This is a genomic window from Rhodococcus ruber (assembly GCF_016804345.1).
GTDB classification, from domain to species: Bacteria; Actinomycetota; Actinomycetes; order Mycobacteriales; family Mycobacteriaceae; genus Rhodococcus; species Rhodococcus ruber.
Genome location: NZ_CP044211.1, coordinates 4,889,556 through 4,912,528 on the forward strand (window position 1 = coordinate 4,889,556; position 22,973 = coordinate 4,912,528).

Consider the following 22,973-nt stretch of genomic DNA (forward strand, 5'->3'; position numbering starts at 1 on the left):
GTCAGCGGGTGTCACGCCAGGTGGCAGGCCACCTGCCCGCCCCCGGGCACCTCGGTGATCTCGGGGCGGCGTTCCCGGCACACCGGCAGCACCTTCGGGCAGCGGGTACTGAATGCGCACCCGGCGGGCGGGTTCGCCGGGTCGGGCAGCTCGCCCGTGAGCCGGATCCGTTCGCGGCGGCGCTGCCGTGCCGGATCCGGCACGGGCACCGCCGACAGCAGCGCCTGCGTGTACGGGTGCGCCGGCTCGGTGAACAGCCGCTCCGACGGACCCCACTCGACGATCCGGCCCAGGTACATCACCGCCGTGGTGTGGGCGATGTGCCGGACCACCGCGAGGTCGTGCGCGATGAACAGGTACGCGATGCCCAGCTCGGCGGAGAGCTCCTCGAGCAGCGCGATCACCTGGTTCTGGGTGGAGACGTCGAGGGCGCTCACCGCCTCGTCGGCGACGACCAGTTTCGGCTCCACCGCGATGGCCCGGGCGATGGCGATGCGCTGGCGCTGCCCGCCCGAGAACTCGTACGGGTAGCGCTCGGCGTGTTCGGGCCGCAGCCCCACCTGTTCGAGCAGCTGCTCGACCTTGCGGCGGCGGGCAGCGGCGTCGAGGTCGGTGTGCACCTCGAGCGGTTCGGCGACGGCGTCGCCGACCGTGCGCGACGGATCCAGCGACGAGTACGGGTCCTGGAACACCATCTGCATGTCGCGGCGCGCGGTGCGCAGCTCCGACTTTCCCAGGGCGGTGACGTCGACACCGTCGAGTACCACCGACCCGGCGGCGACGTCCACCAGCCGCAGGATGCCGCGCGCGGTGGTGGACTTCCCGGAGCCGGATTCTCCGACCAGGGCGAAGGTTTCGCCGGCCCGGATGTCGAACCCCACCTCGTCCACCGCGCGGATCGTGCGCTTCTTCGCGAACGCGCGCCCCCGCACCGGGAACTCGACCCGCAGGCCCCGCACGCTCAGCAGCGGCGCGTTCGTGTCCTTCTCGACGACGGTCATACGGTTCCCTCCAGGATCAGATCGGTCACCCGGGCGCAGCGCGCCGTCCGGTCGTCGCCCACGGCGAGCAGCGGCACGTCGGCGGCGCACTCGTCGGCCCGGTGGGGGCAGCGCGGCGCGAACCGGCAGCCGACGGGGATCGAGCCGGGCGGCGGCGGTGAGCCTGCGATGGTGTGCAGTTCGCTGCGCCCGCCCACGTCGGGCACCGAACGCAGCAGGCCCGCGGTGTACGGGTGGCGGGGCGTCGCGTACAGCGGCTCGGTGCGGGCCCGTTCGACGACCTGCCCCGCATACATCACGACGACCTCGGTGCACAGGTCGGCGACCACCCCGAGGTCGTGGGTCACGAACAGCACGCCCATCCCGAACCGGCCGGCCATCTCGCGGATCAGGTCGAGCACCTGCGCCTGGATGGTGACGTCGAGCGCGGTGGTGGGTTCGTCGGCGATGAGCAGCTTCGGTTCGCACGCCAGCGCCATCGCGATCATCACCCGCTGCCGCATGCCGCCGGAGAACTCGTGCGGGTACTGCCGGATCCGGCGGGCGGCGTCGGGGATGCCGACGAGGTCGAGCACCTCGACCGCGCGGGCCGTCGCCGCCTTCCGGTTGACGCGGCGGTGCCGCCGTACCACTTCGGCGATCTGGTCGCCGACCGTGAACACCGGGTTCAGGCTCGTCATCGGCTCCTGGAAGATCATGGCGATGTCGTTGCCGCGCACCGCTTCCAGTTCGCGCGACGGCATGGTCAGCAGGTCGCGGCCCTGGAAGCGGATGCGACCGGCGACGGTGCGGGACTGCCGGGGCGGCAGCAGCCGCAGCACCGACGAGCAGGTGACGGACTTGCCGGAGCCGGATTCGCCGACGAGGCCGACGAGTTGCCCGGCCGCGACGTCGAAGGAGACGTCCTGCAGCACCGGCGTCCAGCCGGACGCGGTGGCGAACTCGACGCCGAGACCGTCGACGCTCAACAGGGGTTCGGTCACTTCTCGCTCCGATTCTCGCGGCCCACCGAATCGCGGATCCCGTCGCCGAGGGTGTTGCAGGCGAGCACGGCGAGGATGATCGCGACGGCGGGGATCAGCACGGGCCAGGCGGTGTAGTTCCACGCCTCGCGGCCCTCGGCCAGCATCCGCCCCCAGCTCGGGTCCGGTGGTTGCACGCCGAGTCCGAGGAAGCTGAGCGAGGATTCGGCGAGCATCGCGAAGCCGCACGCGAGGCTGATCTGCACGATGAGCGGGGAGAGGGTGTGCGGGAGGATGTGCTGGCGCACGATCCGCGCGGTGGGGGTGCCGATGCTGCGGGACGCCTCGATGAAGGTGTTCTCCCGCACCGCGATCACCGCGCCGCGCACGACGCGGAAGAACCTCGGGCCGAACACGATTCCGATCGCGAACATGGCGTTGGTGAGGTCGGGTCCCATGACGCCGACGATCGCCATCGCCAGCAGCAACGGCGGGAAGCTGAGGAACGCGTCGGCGATGCGGGAGAGCAGCGCGTCCCAGCGGCCGCCGAGGAACCCGGCCACGAGGGCGGGGATCACGCCGATGAGCAGGCCGACGGTCACCGAGATCGCCGCGGCGGTGACCGCGACGCGGGCGCCGTACAGCAACCGCGACAGGGTGTCCCGGCCGAGGTTGTCGGTGCCGAGCAGGTAGCCGTCGGACAGCGGCGGCAGCCGGCGGGCCGTGAGTTCCTGCACCAGCGGGTCGTGCGGGGCGATCAACGGGGCGGCGAGCCCGAGCACGGTGATCAGGGCCAGGAACACCGCCGCGGCGACGGCGGCCCGCCGGCCCCGGAACCGGCGCAGGAACCGGCGGCGCGGCGATTCGACGGCGGCCGGCGCCGCCTCCACGACGGGCTGCGAGGGGGTGAGGGTGTCGCTCATGCCGCGCTCCTGGTCCGAGGGTTGAGGTACCCGTACGAGATGTCGACGAGCAGGCTCATCACGACGGTGGCGAAGACACCGAAGATGACGACGCCCTGGATGGCGGGCAGGTCGCCGGACAGCACCGCCTGCACGGCGAAGTCGCCGAGTCCCTTGAGCCCGAACACCGACTCGATGACGGCCGTGCCGCCAAGCAGGAACGCGATCTGCATGCCGAGCACGGTCGCGGTGGGGATGAACGCGTTCTTCAGGGCGTGCTTCCACAGGACCGAGCGCCGCCCGAGTCCCTTGGCGGTGGCGGTGCGCACGAAGTCCTGCTGCATCACCTCGATCATGGAACTGCGCAACTGGCGGGCGATCTCGGCGGCGGCGGCGAGGCCCAGCGCGATCGCCGGCAGCAACAGGTGACTGAGCCACGGCCACACGCCCTTGGCGAGCGGGGTGTAGCCGGTGGCGGGCAGCACCCTCAGTTGCAGCGCGAAGACGAGGACCAGGATGAGGCCGAGGACGAAGTTCGGGGTCGCGACGCCCAGGGTGGAGCCGACGCTGGTGGCGCGGTCCTGCCAGCTGCCCGGCCGGCTGCCGCCGACGATGCCGGCCGGGATGCCGACGGCCAGCGCGACGAGCACCGCCACCAGGGTCAGGGACACGGTGACCGGCAGCCGGTCGACGATCATCTCGAGCACGGGCGCCTTGTAGGTGAAGCTGGTGCCCAGATCACCCCGCACCAGTCCGCCGAGGAAGTCGGCGTACTGCACGACGACGGGCTGGTCGAGCCCGAGTTCGGTGCGCACCAGTTCGATCTGTTCGGGTGTCGCGGTCTCACCGGCGATCCGGTGTGCGGGATCGCCGGGGATCAGGAAGATCAGGCCGAAGGTGATGGCGGTGGCGATCAGCAGCAGCGGTAGCACCGCGAGCAGCCGTTGCCCGATCAATCGAAGCATCCTGCCGGTCCTTTACATCTGTCGAGGTGTCGCTCGGGGCGGTGCCGCCGCGGTCATTCGGCGGCGGTGAGGCCGATCCCTCCCCATTCGTCCAGTGCGCGGTACGGCTGGTAGCCGACGACCCGGTCGGTGAGGGTGGCGCCGAGGTCGGAGAAGGCCAGGGGGATCATCAGTGCCTGGTCCACGACCGTGGCGGAGACCTCGCCGAGGAGCTGTCCGCGGGCCTGCTGGTCCGGTTCGGCGTTCGCGGCGGCCAGGGCCTCGGCGAAACCGGGGGTGACGTCGTGCGACGGGTTCTGCGGCGAGTCCGGGGCGAAGTACGTGGTCAGCAGCAGCGACGGATCGGCCCGTCCGGAGAAGGTGGTCAGCACGGCGTCGAGCTCACCGCGGTTGAAGACCGGCGACATCTCGGCGGGGCTGAGCAGCCGGATCTGCATGGTGACGCCGATCGCGTCGAGTTGCTGCTGGACGATCTGCGCGATCCGCTCGTTCTCGGGCAGGTTCATCACCCCGGCGGTGAAGGTGAACCCGTCCGGCAGTCCGGCCGCCGCGAGTGTCTCGCGGGCGGCCCGCTCGTCGTAGGCGTAGCGGTCGGCCAGCTCCGGGTTGTAGGCGAAGTAGCCCTGCGGGAAGTTCTGGCTGGCCGCCTCGCCGTGACCTTCGAGGGCGGAGCCGACGAGGGCCTGCCGGTCGATCGCGGTGCTCAGCGCCCGGCGCACGTCCACCTTGCCGAATTCGCTGCGGGTGCGGTTGAAGTGCAGGACGTAGTGGTTCAGGCTCGTCTGCACCTGCGAGTTCAGCCCCTGGGCGGCAGCGGGGTCGATCGAGAGCGGGGTGGCCATCGCGATGTCGAGTTCGCCCGACGCCAGCGCGTTGATGCGGGTCTGCGGGTCGGTGACGACTTCCCATTCGAAACGCTCGGCGGTCACCGATGCCGGATCCCAGTAACCGTCCCAGGCCGCGAAGTCGTACGACGCGCCGGGCTGCGCGTCGGCCACGGTGTACCGGCCCGCACCGACCGGCCGCAGCACCAGGGCGGCGTCCTTGTCCGGCGTGCCGAAGGCATTCGGGCTGACCATCATTCCCGGCAGATCGGACAGCGTCAGGACGAGTTGCGTGCCGGGCCCGTTCAACCGCAGCACCACCGTGGTGGGATCGGGGGTCTCGATCGCCTCGACCGGAGCGAGCATCGTCGTGGTGATCGAGTCCGGCTCCTGGGCGCGTTCGAGATTGGCCCGGACCGCCTGTGCGTCCAGCGGGGTGCCGTCCTGGAACTGCAGGCCCTCCCGCAGACGGAAGGTGAGGGTGCGCCCGTCGTCGGAGAACTCCCACGACTCGGCCAGTCCCGGAATCGGATTCGCGTCCCGGTCGCGGTGCACCAGCCGGTCGTACACCTGGGTCAGCATGATGTTGTCCTGCGCGACCCGGGTCTTGTGCGGGTCGAACGACGACGCCCCGTAGGTGGTCGCGTACCGCAGCGTCGCCTGCGGATCGACGACGTCGGACGGCGCGGTGCCGGCGGAACCGCACCCGGCGAGGAGCGCGACGGCCAGCGCGGCGCCCAGGGCGAGTCTCGTGCGACGAGCCATGATGTTCTCCGTTTCTCGGCGGGGGATGGAGACGGGCGTTACGGCGCGGCCACTCCCACTCCGCGCCACTCGTCGAGCACCCGGCTCGGCTCGTAGCCGACGACGGTGCCGGAGGTGATCGCGCCGAGTTCGGCGAACGCGACGGGCAGCATCGCGGCGTGGTCCATCACCACGGCGTTGACCTCCCCGAGCAGGGCGGCACGTTCGTCGGGGTCGGTGGCCCGGTTGGCCGCCTCCATCGCCGCCCGGAAGCCGGGGATGTCGTCGTGCGACGGGTTCTGCGGCGAGTCCTGCCCGTAGTACGAGGTCAGCAGCAGCGACGGTTCGGCGCGCCCGGTCAGGGTGGTGAGGATGGCGTCGAGTTCGCCGCGGTTGAACGCGGGATTGAGGTCGGTCGGCGTCATCGACCGGATCTCCATCGTGATGCCCACCCGCGCGAGCTGTTCCTGCATGATCTGCGCGATGAGCTGGTTCTCCGGCAGGTTCGACGCACCGGCGACGAACGAGAACCCGTTCGGCACGCCGGCCTGCGCGAGCAGGGCCTTCGCGCGTTCGGGGTCGAAGGCGTACTGGCCGTCGAGGGCGGCGTTGTGCGCGAAGTACCCCGTGGGGAAGTTCTGGCTGGCCGCCTCGCCGTGCCCCTCGAGGGCGGTTTCGACCACGGCCTCCCGGTCGACGGCGTGGGCGAGGGCCTGCCGCACCTCGAGGCGGCCGAATTCGCTGCGGGTCCGGTTGAGGTTGAGCACGTAGTTGTTGAGGGTGGTCTGCACGTGCGACTCGAGGCCCTGCTGCTCGGCCGGGTCGACGGACAGCGGCGTGGCGATCGCGGCGTCGAGCTGACCGGAGGCCACCGCGCTCACCCGGGTCTGCGGATCGGTCATCACGATCCACTCGAAGGCGCGGGCCTGCACCGCGTCCGGATCCCAGTAGCCGTCCCGGGCGACGAACTCGTACTGCGCACCGGGCTGTGCCTGCGCGACGGTGTAGCGGCCGGTGCCGGCGGGAGTCAGCACCAGGGCGGCGTCCTTGTCGGGGGTGCCGAACGCGTTGGGATCGACCATCATTCCGGGCAGATCGGAGAGGGTCAGCACGAGCTGCCCACCTGGTCCGTCGAGCCGCAGCACCACGGTCTGCGGGTCGGGGGTCTCGACCGCGGCGACACCGGCGAGCATGGCGGCGGTGATCGAGTCGGGCTGCATCGCGCGTTCGAGGTTGGCCACCACCGCGGCCGCGTCGAACGGGGTGCCGTCGGAGAACGTCACGCCCTGCCGCAGGCGCAGCGTCAGGGTGGAGCCGTCGTCGGCGAACTCCCACGACTCGGCCAGGCCGGGAATCGGGTTCGCGTCCCGGTCACGGTGCACCAGCCGGTCGTAGACCAAATTGAGCATGATCGAGTCGCTGGTGATTCTCGTCTTGTGCGGGTCGAACGACGACGCGCCGTAGGTGGTGGCGTAGCGCAACGTCGCGTTCGGGTCGGCGGTCTGCGCGGCGTCCGTCGCCGCGGAGCTGCCGCACCCGGCCACCGCGACGGCGACGGCGAGCACGGACAGGGCGGCCTTCATCGATCTGCGAAACATGACAGTCCTCGGGGTGATTCGGGTCGTCGACGGGTTCACGGGGCGGCGACGCCGACGCCGCGCCACTCGTCGACGAGCAGGGTGGGTTCGTAGCCCACGACCTGATCGGTCAGGGTGGAGCCGAGCTCGAAGAACACCAGCGGGATCGCGAGCGCGTTGTCGCTCACCAGTTTCGACACGTCGCCGAGCTTGTCGGCACGCGCCTGCAGTTCGGACTCGCGGTTGGCCGCATCCAGAGCCTCCTGGAATCCGGGGGCCGTGCTGCGGGAAGGGTTCTGCGGCGACTGCGCCCCGTACAGCGAGGAGAACAGCAGGGCGGGATCGGACCGGCCGGTGAAGGTGGTGACGAGGGCGTCGGCGTCCCCGCGGTTGAACGTCGGGGAGGCTTCGGACGGCGGCATCGGCTTCAGCTGCATGTCGATGCCGACCTCGGCGAGCTGTTGCTGCACGATCTGCGCGACCTGCACGTTCTCGGGCAGGTTGAGCAGGATGGCGGTGAAGGAGAACCCGTTCGGCAGTCCTGCCTGCGCCAGGAGCTGTCGTGCCCTGTCCGGGTCGTACGGGTAGGCGCCGGCCAGGTCGGGCTCGTAGACGAAGTAGTCCTTCGGGAAGTTCTGCGTCGCGGCCTCGGCGTGACCTTCCATCGCCGTGTCGGCGATGGCCTGCCGGTCGATCGCGTGCGCCAGCGCCTGCCGCACCTCGAGCTTGCCGAACTCCCCGCGCGAGCGGTTGAGGTTGACGGCCATGTGGTCGAGCCGCAGCGCCGTCTCGACCCGCAGGCCCTGCTGCTCGGCGGCATCGATGGTCAGCGGGGTCGTGATGGCGGCGTGGAGGTCTCCGGAGGTGACGCCGGCGAGGCGGGCCTGTGGGTCGGTCATCACCGTCCACACCACGCTGTCGGTGCGGACCGCGTCGGGATCCCAGTAGCCGGGCCGCGCGGTGAACTCGTACTCGGCGCCCGGCTGCGCGCGGGTGACCGTGTAACGGCCGGCACCGGCCGGGGCGAGGGCCAGCGCGGCGTTCTTCTCCGGTGTCCCGAATGCGTCGGGGTCGACGATCATTCCCGGCAGGTCGGACAGCGCGAGGACGAGTTGCGCGCCGGGCCGGTCCAGCGCGAGCACGACGGTGCGCTCGTCGGGAGTCGTGATGCCGGTGACCCCGGCGAGCATCGGTGCCGTCACCGAGTCCGGTTCGAGCGCGCGGTTCAGGTTGGCCTGGACGGCGGCCGCGTCCACGGGGGAACCGTCGGCGAAGCTCACCCCCTCGCGCAGATGCAGGGTGAGGGACTCGTCCGTCAGCTCCCACGATTCGGCCAGGCCGGGGACGGGTTGCGCGTCGACGTCGCGGTGCACGAGCCGGTCGTAGACCAGGTTGAGCATCGTGGCGTCACTGGTGATCTTCGTCTTGTGCGGGTCGAAGGAGGACGCGCCGAAGACCGTCGCGTAGCGCAGCGGGATCGCGGGGTCGGCGACGCCCGAATTCTCGGACACCTCGGAGCCGCACGCGGTCACGAGCACCGCGCACGTTCCGAGGGCGGCCGTCCACCGCCGGATGGAAAACCTGCCCGTTGCGACCGGCATCTCGCCCCTTCCTCGAAGCGCTCGCGCGCACAATCGATTTCAGGACGGACGCCGATGCGCACGGCCCTGTTGCCGACCGAACGTAGGGGCTTGTGACGTGCCGCACATCGCCGTTCCCACTGAACGAGACCGTGCGGCAGCCGGTGGTCAGCCGAGCGCGCCGAGAACGGCGGCGTTCACCTCCGCGGCCGGGACCATGGGCATCGTGTGGTGCGTCGCGCCCTCGACGAGCACCGGGCGCAGCCGCGGACTCGCGGCCTCGACCGTGGCCGCCACCGTCGCACTGTCGTGGACCTTGCTGCCGGCCGCGAGGACGACCGTCGTGTCCACGGCGAGTCCGGCGAGGGCGCGGCGGGCGGGACGTTTCGGGACGACGAGCTTGCCCGCCGGGAAGTGCTCGGCACCGAGGGCGACGAGCTCGAGCCAGTCCTCGTCGAGTGACCGGCCGCCGGTCTCCCAGCGCAGGAATCGTCGCTGGCGGTCTCCGCTGGGCCGCAGCAGCAGCGGGACCGCGCGAGCCAGGTATCCGGCGCGCATCCGGACGAAGCACGAATTCGGATCGAGCAACACCATGTTGCGGATCCGCTCGGGGCGTTCGAGTGCGTAGGCGAGCGCGACCATGGCCCCGTACGAGTGGCCGGCCAGGTGGAACGAGGACAGGCCGAGCGCCGCGGCGACGCCGTCGAGCCACGACCGCAGGTCGTCCACGTCGCGCACGGGCCTTCCGTGCGCGACGCTCCGACCCACGTCACCGATCGGATCCACGGCCAGCACCCGGTACCGGCCGGCGAGCGCGGCGGCGTTGGCGAACCACACCGTCGACGTCGCTCCCCCGCCGGGCAGCAGGACGACCGGCGGCGCGTCGTCGCTGCCGCAGACAGTGACATGCGTTGTGCCGAAGTCCGATTCGACCGTCACCGGACGGACGTCTGCCGGCCATTTCGCCAGCACGGCATCGTAGGCGCGGAGGAACCGTTCCCCCTCGGTGGTGGTTGCGAACCCTGTCGTCGACGCGCGCGGCATCGTCTCCCCCTTTCGTCCGGATCAGCCGGTCGGTCCGGCCATCCCGTAGAACCGTTCCACCCGCATCCGCAGCACGAGCCGGCGGTCGGCGACCATCGCGTCCCGGAACTCGTCCCAGTCCGGATGTTCGCCCTGCACCTTCCGGTACAGGGCGACGAGGTCCTCGACGGTGTCGTCGTGCGGGTCCGCCGCGACGGGCGACAGCTCGGCCGTGCCCTCGGCGACCGCGTACGCCCAGCCGCCGGCGGCGCTGACGTACAGGCTCACCCGGGGGTCGCGGCGCGCGTTCGCGGTCTTGGCGCGGCCGTCGGTGACGGAGACCGCGAAGGTCCGTGTGCCCGGGTCGTAGTGGTAGACGATGTTGGACAGCTGCGGCCGCCCGTCCCTCTTCAGGGTGACGAGGGCACCGATCGTCGAAGTGGCGAACAGCGTTTCGAGACTGTCGGCGGTCACGACCTCACCAGCGCTTTCCGTGGGATCGGTAGCGTTTGACGTACTCCACCCAGTTCCAGGTGGACAGGAAGCCCTGCGCCGCCTCGTACCCCTTGGCGAACTGCGCCTCGATCTCGGACTTGTCGATGTCGAAGTCCAGGACGCCGACCTCGGTGGAATCGACGCGGATCGTGCGGGCGCTCACCCACGGCTGATTGAGATGCGCCTGGTCGCGGCCGACGAGGACGGTGGTGACGATGCCCTCGATCAGCTCCGGGGAGTCACCGAGCGCCGAGAACGGGCGCAGCAGCCGCAGCGGGGGCAGGACCTTGTCGTTGCCGGCGGGCAGGTTCGGCAACACGGTGACACCGAACGTGGGCCAGCGGGGCTGGTCGGTGTCGATCCGGTCGAGCGAGTCGATGGGGAAGTTCGACAGCAGCCCGCCGTCGACCAGCGTCGACCGCAATCCGGACGTGGCCGTGAGCGTCGCGGGCCGGAAGTAGAACGGGATCGACATGGACGCGCGCACCGCGTCGGCCACCGACTGCTCGTCCGGATCGAGGCCGTAGACCGAGCGGTAGTCCCACGGCAGCCGGACCAGCAGCCCTCGCGTGATGTCCGTGACCGTGACCACCAGCCGGTACCGTCGCTCCTCGGGGAGGTCCTTGTCGTCCGTCCGCAGATCCCCGAAGGTGCTGACGCCCAGGTCCTTCAGCGTGTCCCGGATCCAGGCGTGCGCGTAGTCGCCGCGATAGAGGCCCGATCCGCGCAGCACCCCGAACGCGGGACCGAACAGGGGAATCCGCTCGACCGGTCCCGGGTCGAGGAACTTGTCGTACTCGATTCCGAAGACGGCGTCGCGCATCTGCTCCCCCGTCCACCCGGCCTTCGATCCGGCCGCGACGACGGCGCCGACCACCGCGCCCGCCGAGGTGCCCGAGACCCGTTTGAGCCGGTAGCCGGCGTCGGCGAGCGCCACGACGGCGCCGGCGAGGCCGATGCCCTTCACCCCGCCGCCGGCGAGGACGAGGTCGGCGGGGCCCGGGTCGGCGGTCATCGCCCGCCCCCGAGGCCGCGTCCGCCGCTCGGAACGATCCGTTCACACCCGTCCATGGCCGCCCCCTCCTGCAGCTTCCGGGAAAGGAGTCTTGGCTCCCCGTGCTCCCACCCTATGCCGCGCACCGCGGAGCGTCGGCGGTAATCGCAGCGTGTCCCCGTTCAACCCACGATGCTGTCGAGGGCGGCGATGATGCGGGACGGCGCGTGCCGGCTCTCCGTGCGCCGGATCATCCGGATCCAGGTGGCGAGCGGTTCCTCGGGTCGCGGAACCGGGCACAGGGACGGTCGTTGCGATTGAATCGCAACCGGACGGGTACGCCTCCGGCAGCGAAGACCACGACCGGAGGAGACAAGCCCGTGAACACTCACGTCACCGCGGACACGCTGCGCACGCTGCTCGAGTCGTCGCTCGACGGTGCGACGCTGATCCTGCAGGGCGGCCGGCCGCAGGTCGTCGCCGCGGACGACCTGACCGACGAGAACCGCGCGCTGGTGATCGTCACCCGCGACGAGCTGCGCGGGCAGTTGCCGAAGGACCGGGACTACAACGACACCGATCTCGAACTCCACGCCACGACGCTCGAGGCGACCGTCGCGAATCTCGGCGGCTGACCGGGACGAGCCGGCGCCGCGGGCGCCCGGTCAGCTCGGCCGGGCGTCGGGATGTTCGCGCACGAAGTTGAGATACGCCTTCGACGGCGTCGGCCCGCGCTGGCCCTGGTACTTGGAGCCGACGGCGGCGCTGCCGTAGGGGTGCTCGGCGGGGCTGGTCAACCGGAACAGGCACAGCTGCCCGATCTTCATCCCCGGCCACAGCGTGATCGGCAGGTTGGCCACGTTGGAGAGCTCGAGGGTGATATGCCCGCTGAAACCCGGGTCGATGAATCCGGCCGTGGAATGGGTGAGCAGCCCGAGCCGGCCGAGCGACGACTTGCCCTCGAGGCGACCGGCGAGATCGTCGGGCAGGCTGCACGTCTCCATCGTCGACCCGAGCACGAACTCGCCCGGGTGCAGGACGAACGGCTCGCCCGGCGGGGCCTGCACGAGCGAGGTGAGTTCGTCCTGCCGCAGCGCGGGGTCGATGTGCGTGTAGCGGGTGTTGTTGAAGACCCGGAACAGGCTGTCGAGCCGCACGTCCACGCTCGACGGCTGCACCATCGCGACGTCGAAGGGGTCGATGCCGAGACGCCCGGAGGCGACCTCGGCGCGGATGTCGCGATCGGAGAGCAGCACGGGGTAGAGACTAACAACCCGCCCCGGGCGGTCCCGCGGCTCGCGCGCCGGGTGGGCGCCGGCGGCCGGGCGCGGCGACTAAGCTCGGCCCCACATGGTGCACGATCGGTCCCTCGCGCCGTGCCCGGTGACAGACTGGAGCAACGAGCGCCGCAAAGCGTGCCTGCGCTCCACCCGGCTCGGGCACCGCTGGCGGCGGTTCGGGCGCGTGCGCCGCGGTCTCGCGTGGCTGGCGCTGCTGACGGTTCCGGTCTCGATCCTGGGCGGGCAGTACTGGATCCACGACGTCGCCCCCGAACGCGACCGGCTGGCCCACACCCGGCCGCACCTGCATCCGATCTTCGACGCGGCGGATCCGGCCGATCGCGCCACCGCGGTGGTGAGCATGGTCGGACTCGGCAATCTCGATGCCACCGACACCACCCGTGCTCTACCGGCGCTGGCCGCGCTCGGGCAGGTGTGGGCGGTGCAGTACGACAACACCGGCCTCGACACCGCGGTCATCAGCCGGATGATCGTCGACCACGCGGAGCAGGCCGGGGTGGAACGCGTCGTGCTGACCGGGCACAGCATGGGCGGCATCATCGCCCTCGAGGTGGCCGGCCACGTCGTCGCCGACCCGGACCTGGATCTGCTGGCGGTGATCCTGGACTGCACTCCCGTCGATCTGCACGCGGTGCGGGCCGACAAGCGCGACACCGGGGAGGATCTGCTGCGCTGGGTGGGGTGGGTGCCCGGGGCGCGTGAGAGCCGCACCCTGCGGCTGGTGGTCGAGACCGCCGCCCGCAAGGACCGCTACGTCGTTCCGCATCCGCACGGCCTCCCCACCGTCGATCCCGGCGGGCTGGTCGACGCGGTCACCGAGGTGCTCGAGGACAAGATCTTCGACCGCGACGTGGCCAGCACCGGGCTGATCGAGTCCCAGTTCGAGGCCATCGTCGCCTCGGGCGCGCTCGATGATCTGCGGGCGCTGGCGTCGCGGCGCGGGGACAGTCGCGGGCCGGCGGTGGTGTTCGTGCGTCCCGGGCGCGGCACCGACGACGACGTCGTCGACGTGGACTACAGCCAGCGAGTGCTGTTCGAGCGGGTCGGCGGTTCGAGGGGTTCGCTGCTGGTGGTCCGGTTGGCCGGCACCGGGCACGCCAACCCGATCCAGCAGCCGCAGGCCTACGACGTCGCCGTCGCCACGAAGATCGTGCCGTTCGTCGATCGGCTCGCCGAACGGGACACGCGGCCGGTGCGGGCGAGCGAGCGGTGACCGACGCCGCGGTCGACCTCCGCGCGGCGCCGACGGAGGGTCAGGCGCCGGTGGCGTGCTCGCCCAGGATGGTGGTCAGTTCCTCCGCGTACGCGAGCTGGGTGCGCAGACGCGCGCAGCTGTCCTCGGCGCGCCGGTGGAACTCCGCGAGCACGCCGCGGGCGCCGTCGGCCGCCTGTCCGGAGGGCGCGGCGTCGGCGATCCGATCGAGAGCGGCGAGCAACTCGCGCATCTCCTCGAGGGTGAAGCCGAGCGGCTTCATCCGCCGGATCACCAGCAGGCGCCGTACGTCGTCGTCGGTGTAGAGACGGAACCCGCCGGTGCTGCGGGCGGACGGGGTGACCAGGCCCACCTCGTCGTAGTGACGGATGGTCTTGATCGACAGTTCGGTGCGCGCGGCCACCTGCCCGATCTGCATATGCCCCGAATCGATGGTCACAGCCGCACCCTTTCCTCCCGGTCGTCTCCACCGTAGCGAGCGGCCCGACCCTCGATTCGAACTCTACCCTCACCGGAGGGTAGAGTTCGGCGGGTTCCGCGGACGCGACGATGCCGTCCCGCCCGCGCACGGGGGTGCCTCGCCCCCCGATTCCCCATCCCGGCGCCGGAAAGAAGACACGACTGTGACCACTCCTGCCGGCAGCGCGCCGGTCGTTCCCGAGGCGGACGCCGACCCCGCCCTCTCGGTGCGCGGCGCCCTGCACTCCCCGAAACGCCTGAAGACCGAGATCCTTGCCGGACTGGTCGTCGCGCTGGCGCTGATCCCGGAGGCGATCTCGTTCTCCATCATCGCCGGGGTGGACCCGCGGGTGGGGCTGTTCGCCTCGTTCACCATGGCCGTGACCATCTCCATCGTCGGCGGCCGCCCGGCGATGATCTCCGCCGCCACCGCCGCGATCGCGCTGGTCATCGCGCCGGTGACCCGCGAGTACGGCCTCGACTACCTCGTCGCCACCGTCATCCTGGGCGGAATCTTCCAGGTGGTGCTCTCGGTGCTGGGGGTGGCCAAGCTGATGCGGTTCATCCCGCGCAGTGTCATGGTCGGCTTCGTCAACGCCCTGGCCATCTTGATCTTCACCGCGCAGTTGCCGCACCTGATCGACGTCCCGTGGCTGGTCTATCCCCTCGTCGCGGTGGGGCTGGCGGTGATGTTCCTGCTGCCGAAGCTCACCTCCGTGGTGCCGGCGCCGCTGGTGGCCATCGTGGCGCTCACCGCCGCCGTGCTCGTCTTCGGCTGGGACGTGCCGAACGTCGGCGACGAGGGTGAGCTGCCCGAGTCGCTGCCGGCGCTGTTCGTCCCCGACGTGCCGCTGACCACCGAGACCCTGTCGATCATCGCGCCCTACGCGCTGGCGATGGCGCTGGTCGGCCTGCTCGAATCGCTCATGACCGCCAAGCTCGTCGACGACATCACCGACACCCACTCGAACAAGACCCGCGAGGGCTGGGGCCAGGGGGTGGCGAACCTGGTCACCGGGTTCTTCGGCGGCATGGGCGGCTGCGCGATGATCGGCCAGACCATGATCAACGTGAAGGTCTCCGGGGCGCGCACCCGCATCTCCACCTTCCTGGCCGGGGTGTTCCTGCTGATCCTCGTCGTGGCCCTCGGCGACATCGTCGCACTGATCCCGATGGCGGCCCTGGTCGCGGTGATGATCATGGTCTCGGTCGCCACCCTCGACTGGCACAGCATTCACCCCCGCACCCTGAAACTGCTGCCGCGCAGCGAAACCCTGGTGATGCTGGTGACCGTCGTCGCGACCGTCGCGACCCACAACCTCGCGATCGGGGTGATCCTCGGGGTGGTCACCGCGATGGTGCTCTTCGCCCGCCGCGTCGCCCACATGATCAGCATCGAGAAGGTCTCCGAGGCCGACACCGACCACGACGGCACGGTCGACACCCGTGTCTACAAGGTGCACGGCGAGCTGTTCTTCGCCTCGAGCAACGACCTGATCTACCAGTTCGACTACGTCGGGGATCCGCGCAACGTCGTCATCGACCTCACCGGCGCCGACATATGGGACGCGTCCACCGTGGCCACCCTCGATGCGATCCGGCACAAGTACGCCGCGAAGGGCAAGCACGTGGAGATCGTCGGCCTCGACGGCGCCAGCCTCGACCGCCTCGACCGGCTCTCCGGCCGACTCGGCGACGGCCACTGACCGCCGCCGGGCGGACGGCGGCTGCGTCAGCGCGCCTGCGACGACATGGTGAGCAGGAAGTCGGTGCACGCGTCGATGACCTCGTCCTGGCCGAGCGGGCTGTCACCCTCGAGCCACGCCGTGAGGACCTGGGCGAGGCCGCCGACGACGAAGTGGGCGGCGAGATCGAGCCGGGGCGTGGAGCTCACCTCGAAGAAGTCCACCGCCTGCGCCGTCACCAGGCCCGCGAACATGCGTGACGACTCCAGTCGCCGGCTCACCAGGTGTGGATTCGCCTGGCTGACGGAGAAGACGAGCCGGCCCAGGCGCGGGTCCTCGGCGACCTCACGGACGATGTTCTCCACGCCGGCGCGGACCACCGCCCGCTCGTCGCGCGGCGCCTCCGTCACCGCGCGCAGGGTGCTCTCGGCGATGCGCTGGATGACGTGGTCGTACACGGCGACGGTGAGTTCGTCGCGGTCGGCGAAGTTCTCGTAGAAGTAGCGGGAGGCCAGGCCGGTGCGCTTGCACACGCCGCGGACGGAGAGCGTGTGATCGCCGTCGGGTCCGCCGAGGATGTCGAGCCCGGCCTCGATGAGCTGCGCCCGTCGTTCCGCCTGCCGCTGTTCTCCCCCGCGTCCTCCGTAGAGCCGTCCTGTCACCATCGGTCCATCTTCGCAGGCGACCCCTTTACCCCGGTCATATATGTGACTACAGTCGTGCTCACATATAGGACGGACGAAGGGATCGAACTCGTGACCACCCTCGAGAAGCCTGCGGAGTTCGACGACGTCATGGACGGGCTCGGCCTCATGGCAGGCGCGGCGAACGTCATCATGCAGCTGTCCCACCCCGGCGTCGGCTACGGCGTCGTCGAAAGCCGCGTCGCCTCCGGACGGCTGTTCGACCACCCGATCAAGCGCACCCGCACGACCCTCACCTACCTGGCCGTCGCGGCCACCGGCACCGACGAGGAGAAGAAGCTCTACCGCAAGGCCGTCAACACCGCCCACCGGCACGTCCGCTCCACCGAGACCAGCCCGGTCGAGTACAACGCGTTCGACCCCGACCTGCAGCTGTGGGTGGCCGCGTGCATCTACCGCGGATTCGAGGACGTGCACAACGCGCTCTACGGGCCGATCCCCGCCGAGGCCGTCGACTGGTACTACCGCAAGGGCGCCGCGTTCGGCACCACCCTGCAGGTGAAGCCTGATATGTGGCCCGCGGACCGCGAGGCGTTCGAGAAGTACTGGAACGACGCGCTCGCCCGGGTCGACATCGACGACGTCGTGCGCGAGCACCTCTACGCCATCGCCACCATGCGCTTCCTGCCCCGCCCGGTGTCGCTGCTGTTCGGCCGGCTCAACCTGTTCCTCACCACGGGCTTCCTGCCCCCGATGTTCCGCGACCGGATGCGGCTGCCGTGGAGCCCGCGCGACCAGCGCCGCTTCGACCGGCTCACGCGCACCCTCGGGGCGGTCAACTCGCGGATTCCGGTGGCGCTGCGGGAAGCGCCCTACCGGCTGCTCATGGCCGATCTGCGCCGGCGGATCCGGACCGGTCGTCCCCTGGTCTAGGCGCTCCGGGACCGGTGCGCAGCCACCTCAGCAACTGCCGGTAGACCTCGTCGTCGTTGAGCAGCGTCAGATGGTGCGCAGGCGCCCGGTGCATCCCGTCCTCCGCACGGAAGCCGATGCGCCGGGTCCGGCCGTTCCCCGACGCGCTCGGCACGAGGACGAGTCCGTCCCCGAGCAACCGGCCCAGCGGATGCGTGGGACTACGAGTCAGGGTCGCCGACACGAAGCAGTGCATCGCTCCGTCGAGCAGCGGCACCTCCCGGCACACGGCGCGCCGCAGGTCGTCCGCGTCGCGACCGGACCAGTCCTCGTCCACCACCGCGCCCCGGTTCAGGTCGCGGATGCCGGCGCTGCGCCGTCGCAGCAGCGTCCCGAACGGCTTCGACTCCGGGATCGCGACGAGCGCCGCGCTCGCATAGTGCACCGCCTGCTCGAGCGGCGCCCCCAGATGCGGGGACCCGAGCGAAACCACATGGCGCACACGGCGAGACCACGCCTTCTCGGTGCCGTAGAAGCAGGCGCTGCGCGCGACGAGTCCTCCCATCGAATGACCGACGAGGGCGATCTGCTCGACCTCGCGCGGCCACGCCCGCACGAGCGCGTCGAGCAGCTCCGACAGCTCGCGCCCGTTGACGGAGATGTGCCGGCCGGTGTTGTAGCGCACGAACACCGACGTGCAGCCGAGATCGTCGACGAGCCGTTCGCCGTAGGTTCGGCGGCCGCCGAACCGCCACGTCGCCTCGGTCTCCATCAGCCCGTGCACGAACACCACCACGCGGTTCGTCGCGTGCGGGAGCGCGCGAGCGAGGGCGTCGGCCGTGAGCGGCACGGCCCGGCCGTCCACCCGCACCGACACGGGCAGCGCCAGCGGTGATCCCTCCGACTCGAGGACGTCCCCGATGAGGCCGTCGACCGCGGCGATCGCCATCGCGCCGCGAACGGTCTCCGACGGCGCCCGGTCCCCGGCGGACTCCGCAAACCCGAACTCGGCCAGTGCCGCCGTCGCCGACGCGGCCTCCCGGATCACGGAATAGACCCCGTCGGTGATCGCGTCGTGCGCGGCCTTGACCGCCAGCGCCGGCGTCCCGACCCCCAGCGCGACCGCCCCGAACACCCGGTCCGCGATGCGGCGGTGCACCGCCTGCACGCCGCCGGTCGCCGCGCCCACCTCGTCGAGCAGCAGCCGAGCCAGCTCGGACGCCTCGGACCGCCCCGCCGTGGCCTTCATGCCTTCAGTGTGCGGGAACGGCGCGTCGCTGTCGTCTTGTCCGAGCATCTTGTCCGAGCGGGAGGATCTCGCGACGAACGGGCGGTTCCGGACGTCGCCACTCGGCGTTTGCCGCAGCCACGCCCCGTTCGACGCAGGAACGTCCCGGTCGGTGTGACAACGGCCGCGCGGAGTCTGCTACAGTGTGCGACGAGCTTGGGACGACGCCGAGAAATCGGCAAAAGCCCAGCGTGCCGATGTAGTTCAATGGTAGAACATCAGCTTCCCAAGCTGAATACGCGGGTTCGATTCCCGTCATCGGCTCTCCCCGAAGGGCCCCGGCCGGCGCACCGCGCAGCCGGGGCCCTTCGCCGTCGGTCCGACTCGGGCCCGCGGGACGATGCACGGCTCAGCCGACCAGCAGAACTCCGGTGAGCGCGATCGTGGCGACGATGACCGTGGAGGCGGCGGCGAGAGCGAAAGGTCGCCATCCGATACCACGCAACACGGACAGCCGGACCCCGGTACCGAGGGCGAACATCGCGGCGGTGAGCAGCGCGGTCTGGGTCACTCGCGCGGCGTCGAGCCACGCCGGTCCGAGAACGCCGGTGGCCCGCAACGCCACGCAGGCGAGGAATCCGATCAGGAACAGCGGCACCAGGGGCGGCCGCCTCGTCTGTGTGAGAGTGGCGGCGCGGCGTCGTGACGCCACCCCGATCCATGCGACCACCGGCGCCAGCAGCGCCACCCGGGCCAGCTTGACCGTCACCGCAACGGCCAGGGCGCCGCCGCCCACCGCCGCGGCCGACGACCCCGCGTCGAGCGCGCCGCCGGCAGCGACCACCTGCGCCACCTCGTGGATCGCGGCGCCGGCCCACATCCCTGCCTGGGCCGAGTCCAGGCCCAGGGCGGCCGCAGCCGCGGGCAGAGCCGGAATCATCACGGTGCCGAAGACGACGACCAGCGCGACCGTGGTCACCAGTTCCCGTTTGCGTGCGTTCACCACGCCGTCGACCGCAGCCGCGGCGGCGGCACCGCAGATCGAGAAACTGCACGCGATCAGCAGCCGTTGCGTCCAGCCGATCCCGAGCATCCTCCCGAGCACCATCGACCCGGCGATGCCGAGGCCGACCACGGCAGCGACCACCGCGAGCGTCCCCCATCCCAGCGCCAGCACGTTCGGCAGCAGCAATTGCAGACCGAGCAGCGCGACTCCGATGCGGAGCAGTCGCCGCGACGCGACGGTCACACCCGGTTCGAGGACCGCCGGCAGGGTCCTCACATTCGCGACCACTGCGCCGAGCAGGATCGCGATCAGCAGCGGACTGATCCCGCCGAACACGCGTGCCGCGACAACGGCCACTGCCGCCGCCGCGGCAGACAACACCAATCCGGGTAGCGATGCACGCACGCGCTCGAGCGAGACGTGCCGCGTGACTCCCGTACCACGGCCGCCGTTGCGTCCCCGGTCCCCCGGCTGGGCAACCTCGTCCGCGACCGGTCGCGTGTCCGGCCCGGCCGACCTGTCGTGTTCGGGATCTGTGCGGTCGGTCTCCGCGGCTGCGGTAGCACCCTGCACGCTGCACACTCTCTTTCTTCCACGTGTCGGCACGAGGACCCGGCCCGGCCGAGATATTCGGGCCTGTGGCCGGTTCGGACGTCGCCGTGATCGAGCGGGCCACGGTCGAGCGGCCCCGCCGAGGGATCCCCCTACGGGACCCCGAATGCGACGTACCTCACAGTATCCGGATCCGGCACGGCATACTTTTCCCAGCGGGACACGGTGTATTCGATACGGGACGCACCGAAGCGCAATTCTCGAACCCCCGACTACCGAGCCACGTCGATCGACGACGTGACACACCGCCCGGGGAGTCGGTGTGATGCCGGGAGGCGACCCGGATCAGCGTGGGGACTCGTCGCCGGGACGGGCGAAAACACGCCGGGGCCGACTCACGATTCGGGCCGGGTCGCCATGGCGCCGTTGCCGGACCGAAATGCCTTGGCAAGACACGCACAACCGTCGGTCCGGAAGCTCCCGCTCATACCGGCACGTCCCCGGCTCCGACGCCGGCATCGGTCCGGTGCTCGGCACGCCACTGTCGCGGACTGCAACCGAATTCGTTGCTGAACCAGCGGGAGAAGTTGCTCGGGGAGGAGAAGCCGAGCAGGTCGGCAACTTCGGTGAGCGAGTAGCGCCGACCGGCAACGAGGTGTTCGGCCAGGTCCACGCGGGTGGCATTGAGCACCGCGGTGTAGTTCTGCCCGGCCTCGGCGAGGTGACGGTGCACGGTGCGCCGGTCCACCCCGAGGCTGCGGGCGACCTGCTCGACCGAGCATCGCCCGGTGGGCAGCAGCAGTTCGATCAGCTCGCGCACCCGAGTGACGAGCATCGCGTCGGGCCGGGTGTCGAGGCTGTCGAGGTACTGGCGGGCATACGGACCGATCGAGGGACCCGACATGGCATTGGGAGCGTCGAGATCGCTTGTGTAGAGGACGATTCCGGTGAACTCCTGGTCGAACTTGACCATGGGCCCGAACACGTCGAGGTGGGTGCTGATGTCCTCGGGGGCGAGGTGGGTGAAGCAGACCGCCAACGGCCGCCAGCGGCCACCGCGGAAATCGCGCAACAGCCCGTGCAGGACCCCCATCACCAGTTCCATGGCCTGCCGGGTGTCGGCAGGTTCACCCAACTCGAGCGTCACCCGGATGGTCGCCACGTCCTCGGCCTCGACCAACCGCATCCGCAGGGCCTCGTTGTACATGTGCTGATAGCGCATCAGGAACTTCAGCGCGCTGCGGACGTCGGGTTCCTCCCGGAGGACCAGACTCACCGGGCCGAGGCTGGCGAAGCGCCGTCGCTCGACGAGCCGCAGCCCGAAGTCGGGGCAGCGGGCGGCGGCCGCCGAACGTTCCAGCAGGCGCGCGATCGCGACGGCAGGGATCCACCGGTCCGGCAGACCCAAACCCGTGGGATCGAGCCCGACGCTGCGCAGCAACGGCGTGGGGTCCATTCCGAGCGAGGCGCACAGGTCGGCATACCCGGTGATGGCGGCGTAGCGGGCCAACGGCTTCATGTCCGACCCCACATCCCGTCCCAGAGGGAACAACCCAGGTCACCTCAAGATACGCTCGCCCCGGCACGGGCGGGCGGGGGCATGCCTCGGTGATCGTCACGGCCGTCGTCCGGCTTCGTGGAGAAAGGCCTCGATCACCGGGGCGAGCCCGTCCGCGTCGGTGATCAGTTCGATGTGCCCGCCGTCGTGCCGGTGCAGGGTGGCGTGCGGCAGCAGTCGGTGCAGGATGTGGGCGTTGGCGATCGGGACGATGGGATCGTCGGTGCCGGCGACGATCAGGGTGGGCTGGCGGATGGCGGGAAGCAGCGGCAGGCTGGTCCACACGGCACCGGCCAGCAGCTGATGCAGGTAGCCGATCGCCGATCCGGCGTGGGTCTGGGCGCCGAAGAGGGCGGCGATGTCGTGGCTGCGGTCTGCCGCGGTACCGCCGTAGATCCGGCCGGCGATCGCCGCCGCACGCCCGGGGTCGGTGAACCGGCGACCGGTGACCATCTTGGCGAGCACCCGGGGGTGCCCGGGCACCATGAGCGCCCCGGTGGCAGTGGCGACGAGCACGAGTCGCCGACACCGGCGCGGGTTCTGGAACGCGAACTGCTGGGCCAGCGCCCCGCCCCAGGACAAGCCGAGCACGTCCACCGTGCCGATACCGAGCCGGTCGAGCACCCGCCCCAGGAGCCGTGCAAGGTAGCCGAACCCGTAGGGCGCGAGCGCGGGCGGCGACCCCCCGGCGCCGGGGACGTCGAACCGGACGATCGTGGTGGCCGGATCGAGGGCGGCGACGAAGGGGTCGAGCACCTCGAACCCGGCGCCGATCCCGTTGCACAGCACCAGCGGCACTCCGAACCCGTGCCGGACCTGGACCCGGATGCGTTGCCGGCCCACGAGGATCTCGTGCCGCGTGGTACGAGCGCCGCCGGTCATCGGTAGACGATGACGACCTCGGCCACGCACACCGGCCGCACCCCGCCCCGGATCTCGTAGGTGAGCGTGAACACCGCCTCGATGCCGGCGGGCTTCTCCACCGCGGCGGTGAGGGTGACCGTGGCGCGCAGTTCCGATGCGACCGGCACCGGCGCAGGAAACCGGACCTTGTTCGTCCCGTAGTTCACTGCCATACCGAGGTCGTCGAAGACCAGTACCTCGGCGAGCACGATCGGCGTCAGCGACAGGGTGAGGTAGCCGTGAGCAATGGTGGTGCCGAACGGTCCGGCCGCGGCCAACTCGGGCTCGGTGTGGATCCACTGGTGATCACCGGTGGCGTCGGCGAACCGGCCCACCTGTTCCTGGGTGATCTCGCGCCAGTCGGTGCGGCCGAGTTCGCGCCCGACCAGATCGAGCAGCGCGCGCGGGTTGTCGAGTGTGGTGGTCATGATGTCGTCTCCTGGGG

General features: G+C 70.8%; 22 protein-coding genes and 1 tRNA gene. 5 read left to right on the forward strand and 18 right to left on the reverse strand.

Features of this window, described 5'->3' with window-relative positions:
• Positions 1-11 precede the first annotated feature (11 nt).
• The 10 genes from F1734_RS22340 to F1734_RS22385 all read right to left on the reverse strand — a co-directional run bounded on the left by F1734_RS22340 (position 12) and on the right by F1734_RS22385 (position 11,088).
• On the reverse strand, positions 12-1,001 hold the full coding sequence (locus F1734_RS22340; protein WP_010596830.1) for an ABC transporter ATP-binding protein: 990 nt from the start codon (positions 999-1,001) through the stop codon (positions 12-14).
• Positions 998-1,984 (reverse strand): ABC transporter ATP-binding protein, encoded by a 987-nt coding sequence (locus F1734_RS22345; protein WP_010596829.1) that lies wholly within the window; start codon positions 1,982-1,984, stop codon positions 998-1,000. The genes F1734_RS22340 and F1734_RS22345 overlap by 4 nt, the downstream gene beginning before the upstream one ends.
• Positions 1,981-2,886, reverse strand: coding sequence for an ABC transporter permease (locus F1734_RS22350; protein WP_017679934.1), 906 nt, complete (start codon positions 2,884-2,886; stop codon positions 1,981-1,983). Before F1734_RS22350 ends, F1734_RS22345 begins: the two co-directional genes overlap by 4 nt.
• Positions 2,883-3,830, reverse strand: coding sequence for an ABC transporter permease (locus F1734_RS22355; RefSeq protein ID WP_026137578.1), 948 nt, complete (start codon positions 3,828-3,830; stop codon positions 2,883-2,885). The genes F1734_RS22350 and F1734_RS22355 overlap by 4 nt, the downstream gene beginning before the upstream one ends.
• Positions 3,831-3,883: 53 nt before the next feature.
• Positions 3,884-5,419 carry an ABC transporter substrate-binding protein gene (locus tag F1734_RS22360; protein WP_040270226.1) on the reverse strand — a complete coding sequence of 512 codons (1,536 nt, stop codon included), beginning with the start codon at positions 5,417-5,419 and terminating at the stop codon, positions 3,884-3,886.
• 38 nt (positions 5,420-5,457) lie between these two features.
• Positions 5,458-6,981 carry an ABC transporter substrate-binding protein gene (locus F1734_RS22365; RefSeq protein WP_203011955.1) on the reverse strand — a complete coding sequence of 508 codons (1,524 nt, stop codon included), beginning with the start codon at positions 6,979-6,981 and terminating at the stop codon, positions 5,458-5,460.
• A gap of 50 nt (positions 6,982-7,031) precedes the next feature.
• Positions 7,032-8,576 carry an ABC transporter substrate-binding protein gene (locus F1734_RS22370; protein WP_203011089.1) on the reverse strand — a complete coding sequence of 515 codons (1,545 nt, stop codon included), beginning with the start codon at positions 8,574-8,576 and terminating at the stop codon, positions 7,032-7,034.
• Between the two features lie 147 nt (positions 8,577-8,723).
• Positions 8,724-9,599: an alpha/beta fold hydrolase gene (locus F1734_RS22375; RefSeq protein ID WP_010596822.1), complete on the reverse strand. Its 876-nt coding sequence runs from the start codon at positions 9,597-9,599 to the stop codon at positions 8,724-8,726.
• Between the two features lie 21 nt (positions 9,600-9,620).
• A complete protein-coding gene (locus tag F1734_RS22380) occupies positions 9,621-10,052 on the reverse strand; it encodes a PPOX class F420-dependent oxidoreductase (RefSeq protein WP_048773289.1) in 432 nt (143 codons plus the stop codon).
• Between the two features lie 4 nt (positions 10,053-10,056).
• Complete coding sequence (locus F1734_RS22385) at positions 10,057-11,088, reverse strand: patatin-like phospholipase family protein (RefSeq protein ID WP_048773287.1); 1,032 nt, start codon at positions 11,086-11,088, stop codon at positions 10,057-10,059.
• A gap of 359 nt (positions 11,089-11,447) precedes the next feature.
• On the opposite strand from F1734_RS22385, the gene F1734_RS22390 reads away from it, so the two are divergent.
• On the forward strand, positions 11,448-11,702 hold the full coding sequence (locus F1734_RS22390) for a hypothetical protein (RefSeq protein ID WP_017679926.1): 255 nt from the start codon (positions 11,448-11,450) through the stop codon (positions 11,700-11,702).
• 30 nt (positions 11,703-11,732) lie between these two features.
• On the opposite strand, the gene dcd is transcribed toward F1734_RS22390, so the two are convergent.
• On the reverse strand, positions 11,733-12,323 hold the full coding sequence (dcd, locus tag F1734_RS22395; protein ID WP_003934612.1) for a dCTP deaminase: 591 nt from the start codon (positions 12,321-12,323) through the stop codon (positions 11,733-11,735).
• Positions 12,324-12,417: 94 nt separating this feature from the next.
• Between dcd and F1734_RS22400 the strand changes: the two genes are divergently transcribed.
• Complete coding sequence (locus F1734_RS22400) at positions 12,418-13,581, forward strand: alpha/beta fold hydrolase (protein WP_203011090.1); 1,164 nt, start codon at positions 12,418-12,420, stop codon at positions 13,579-13,581.
• A gap of 40 nt (positions 13,582-13,621) precedes the next feature.
• On the opposite strand, the gene F1734_RS22405 is transcribed toward F1734_RS22400, so the two are convergent.
• Positions 13,622-13,999 carry a MerR family transcriptional regulator gene (locus tag F1734_RS22405; RefSeq protein ID WP_203011956.1) on the reverse strand — a complete coding sequence of 126 codons (378 nt, stop codon included), beginning with the start codon at positions 13,997-13,999 and terminating at the stop codon, positions 13,622-13,624.
• A gap of 205 nt (positions 14,000-14,204) precedes the next feature.
• Between F1734_RS22405 and F1734_RS22410 the strand changes: the two genes are divergently transcribed.
• A complete protein-coding gene (locus F1734_RS22410) occupies positions 14,205-15,746 on the forward strand; it encodes a SulP family inorganic anion transporter (RefSeq protein WP_203011091.1) in 1,542 nt (513 codons plus the stop codon).
• A 26-nt stretch (positions 15,747-15,772) separates the two neighbouring features.
• Here the strand turns inward: F1734_RS22410 and F1734_RS22415 are convergent, their stop codons facing one another.
• Complete coding sequence (locus F1734_RS22415) at positions 15,773-16,390, reverse strand: TetR/AcrR family transcriptional regulator (protein ID WP_010596815.1); 618 nt, start codon at positions 16,388-16,390, stop codon at positions 15,773-15,775.
• Positions 16,391-16,480: 90 nt separating this feature from the next.
• On the opposite strand from F1734_RS22415, the gene F1734_RS22420 reads away from it, so the two are divergent.
• Positions 16,481-17,302, forward strand: a complete 822-nt coding sequence (locus F1734_RS22420; protein WP_048773280.1) for an oxygenase MpaB family protein — start codon at positions 16,481-16,483, stop codon at positions 17,300-17,302.
• On the opposite strand, the gene F1734_RS22425 is transcribed toward F1734_RS22420, so the two are convergent.
• Positions 17,253-18,530, reverse strand: a complete 1,278-nt coding sequence (locus F1734_RS22425) for an esterase/lipase family protein (RefSeq protein ID WP_010596813.1) — start codon at positions 18,528-18,530, stop codon at positions 17,253-17,255. The two genes, F1734_RS22420 and F1734_RS22425, sit on opposite strands and share 50 nt — an antisense overlap.
• A gap of 232 nt (positions 18,531-18,762) precedes the next feature.
• On the opposite strand from F1734_RS22425, the gene F1734_RS22430 reads away from it, so the two are divergent.
• A tRNA-Gly gene (locus F1734_RS22430) sits at positions 18,763-18,833 on the forward strand.
• Positions 18,834-18,918: 85 nt separating this feature from the next.
• Here the strand turns inward: F1734_RS22430 and F1734_RS22435 are convergent.
• The 4 genes from F1734_RS22435 to F1734_RS22450 all read right to left on the reverse strand — a co-directional run bounded on the left by F1734_RS22435 (position 18,919) and on the right by F1734_RS22450 (position 22,956).
• Positions 18,919-19,920 (reverse strand): YeiH family protein, encoded by a 1,002-nt coding sequence (locus F1734_RS22435; protein ID WP_238424186.1) that lies wholly within the window; start codon positions 19,918-19,920, stop codon positions 18,919-18,921.
• A gap of 631 nt (positions 19,921-20,551) precedes the next feature.
• Positions 20,552-21,586, reverse strand: a complete 1,035-nt coding sequence (locus F1734_RS22440; protein ID WP_010596811.1) for an AraC family transcriptional regulator — start codon at positions 21,584-21,586, stop codon at positions 20,552-20,554.
• Positions 21,587-21,682: 96 nt separating this feature from the next.
• Complete coding sequence (gene phaZ, locus F1734_RS22445) at positions 21,683-22,507, reverse strand: poly(3-hydroxyalkanoate) depolymerase (RefSeq protein WP_017679920.1); 825 nt, start codon at positions 22,505-22,507, stop codon at positions 21,683-21,685.
• Positions 22,504-22,956 (reverse strand): MaoC family dehydratase, encoded by a 453-nt coding sequence (locus F1734_RS22450; RefSeq protein ID WP_010596809.1) that lies wholly within the window; start codon positions 22,954-22,956, stop codon positions 22,504-22,506. The genes phaZ and F1734_RS22450 overlap by 4 nt, the downstream gene beginning before the upstream one ends.
• Positions 22,957-22,973 lie beyond the last annotated feature (17 nt).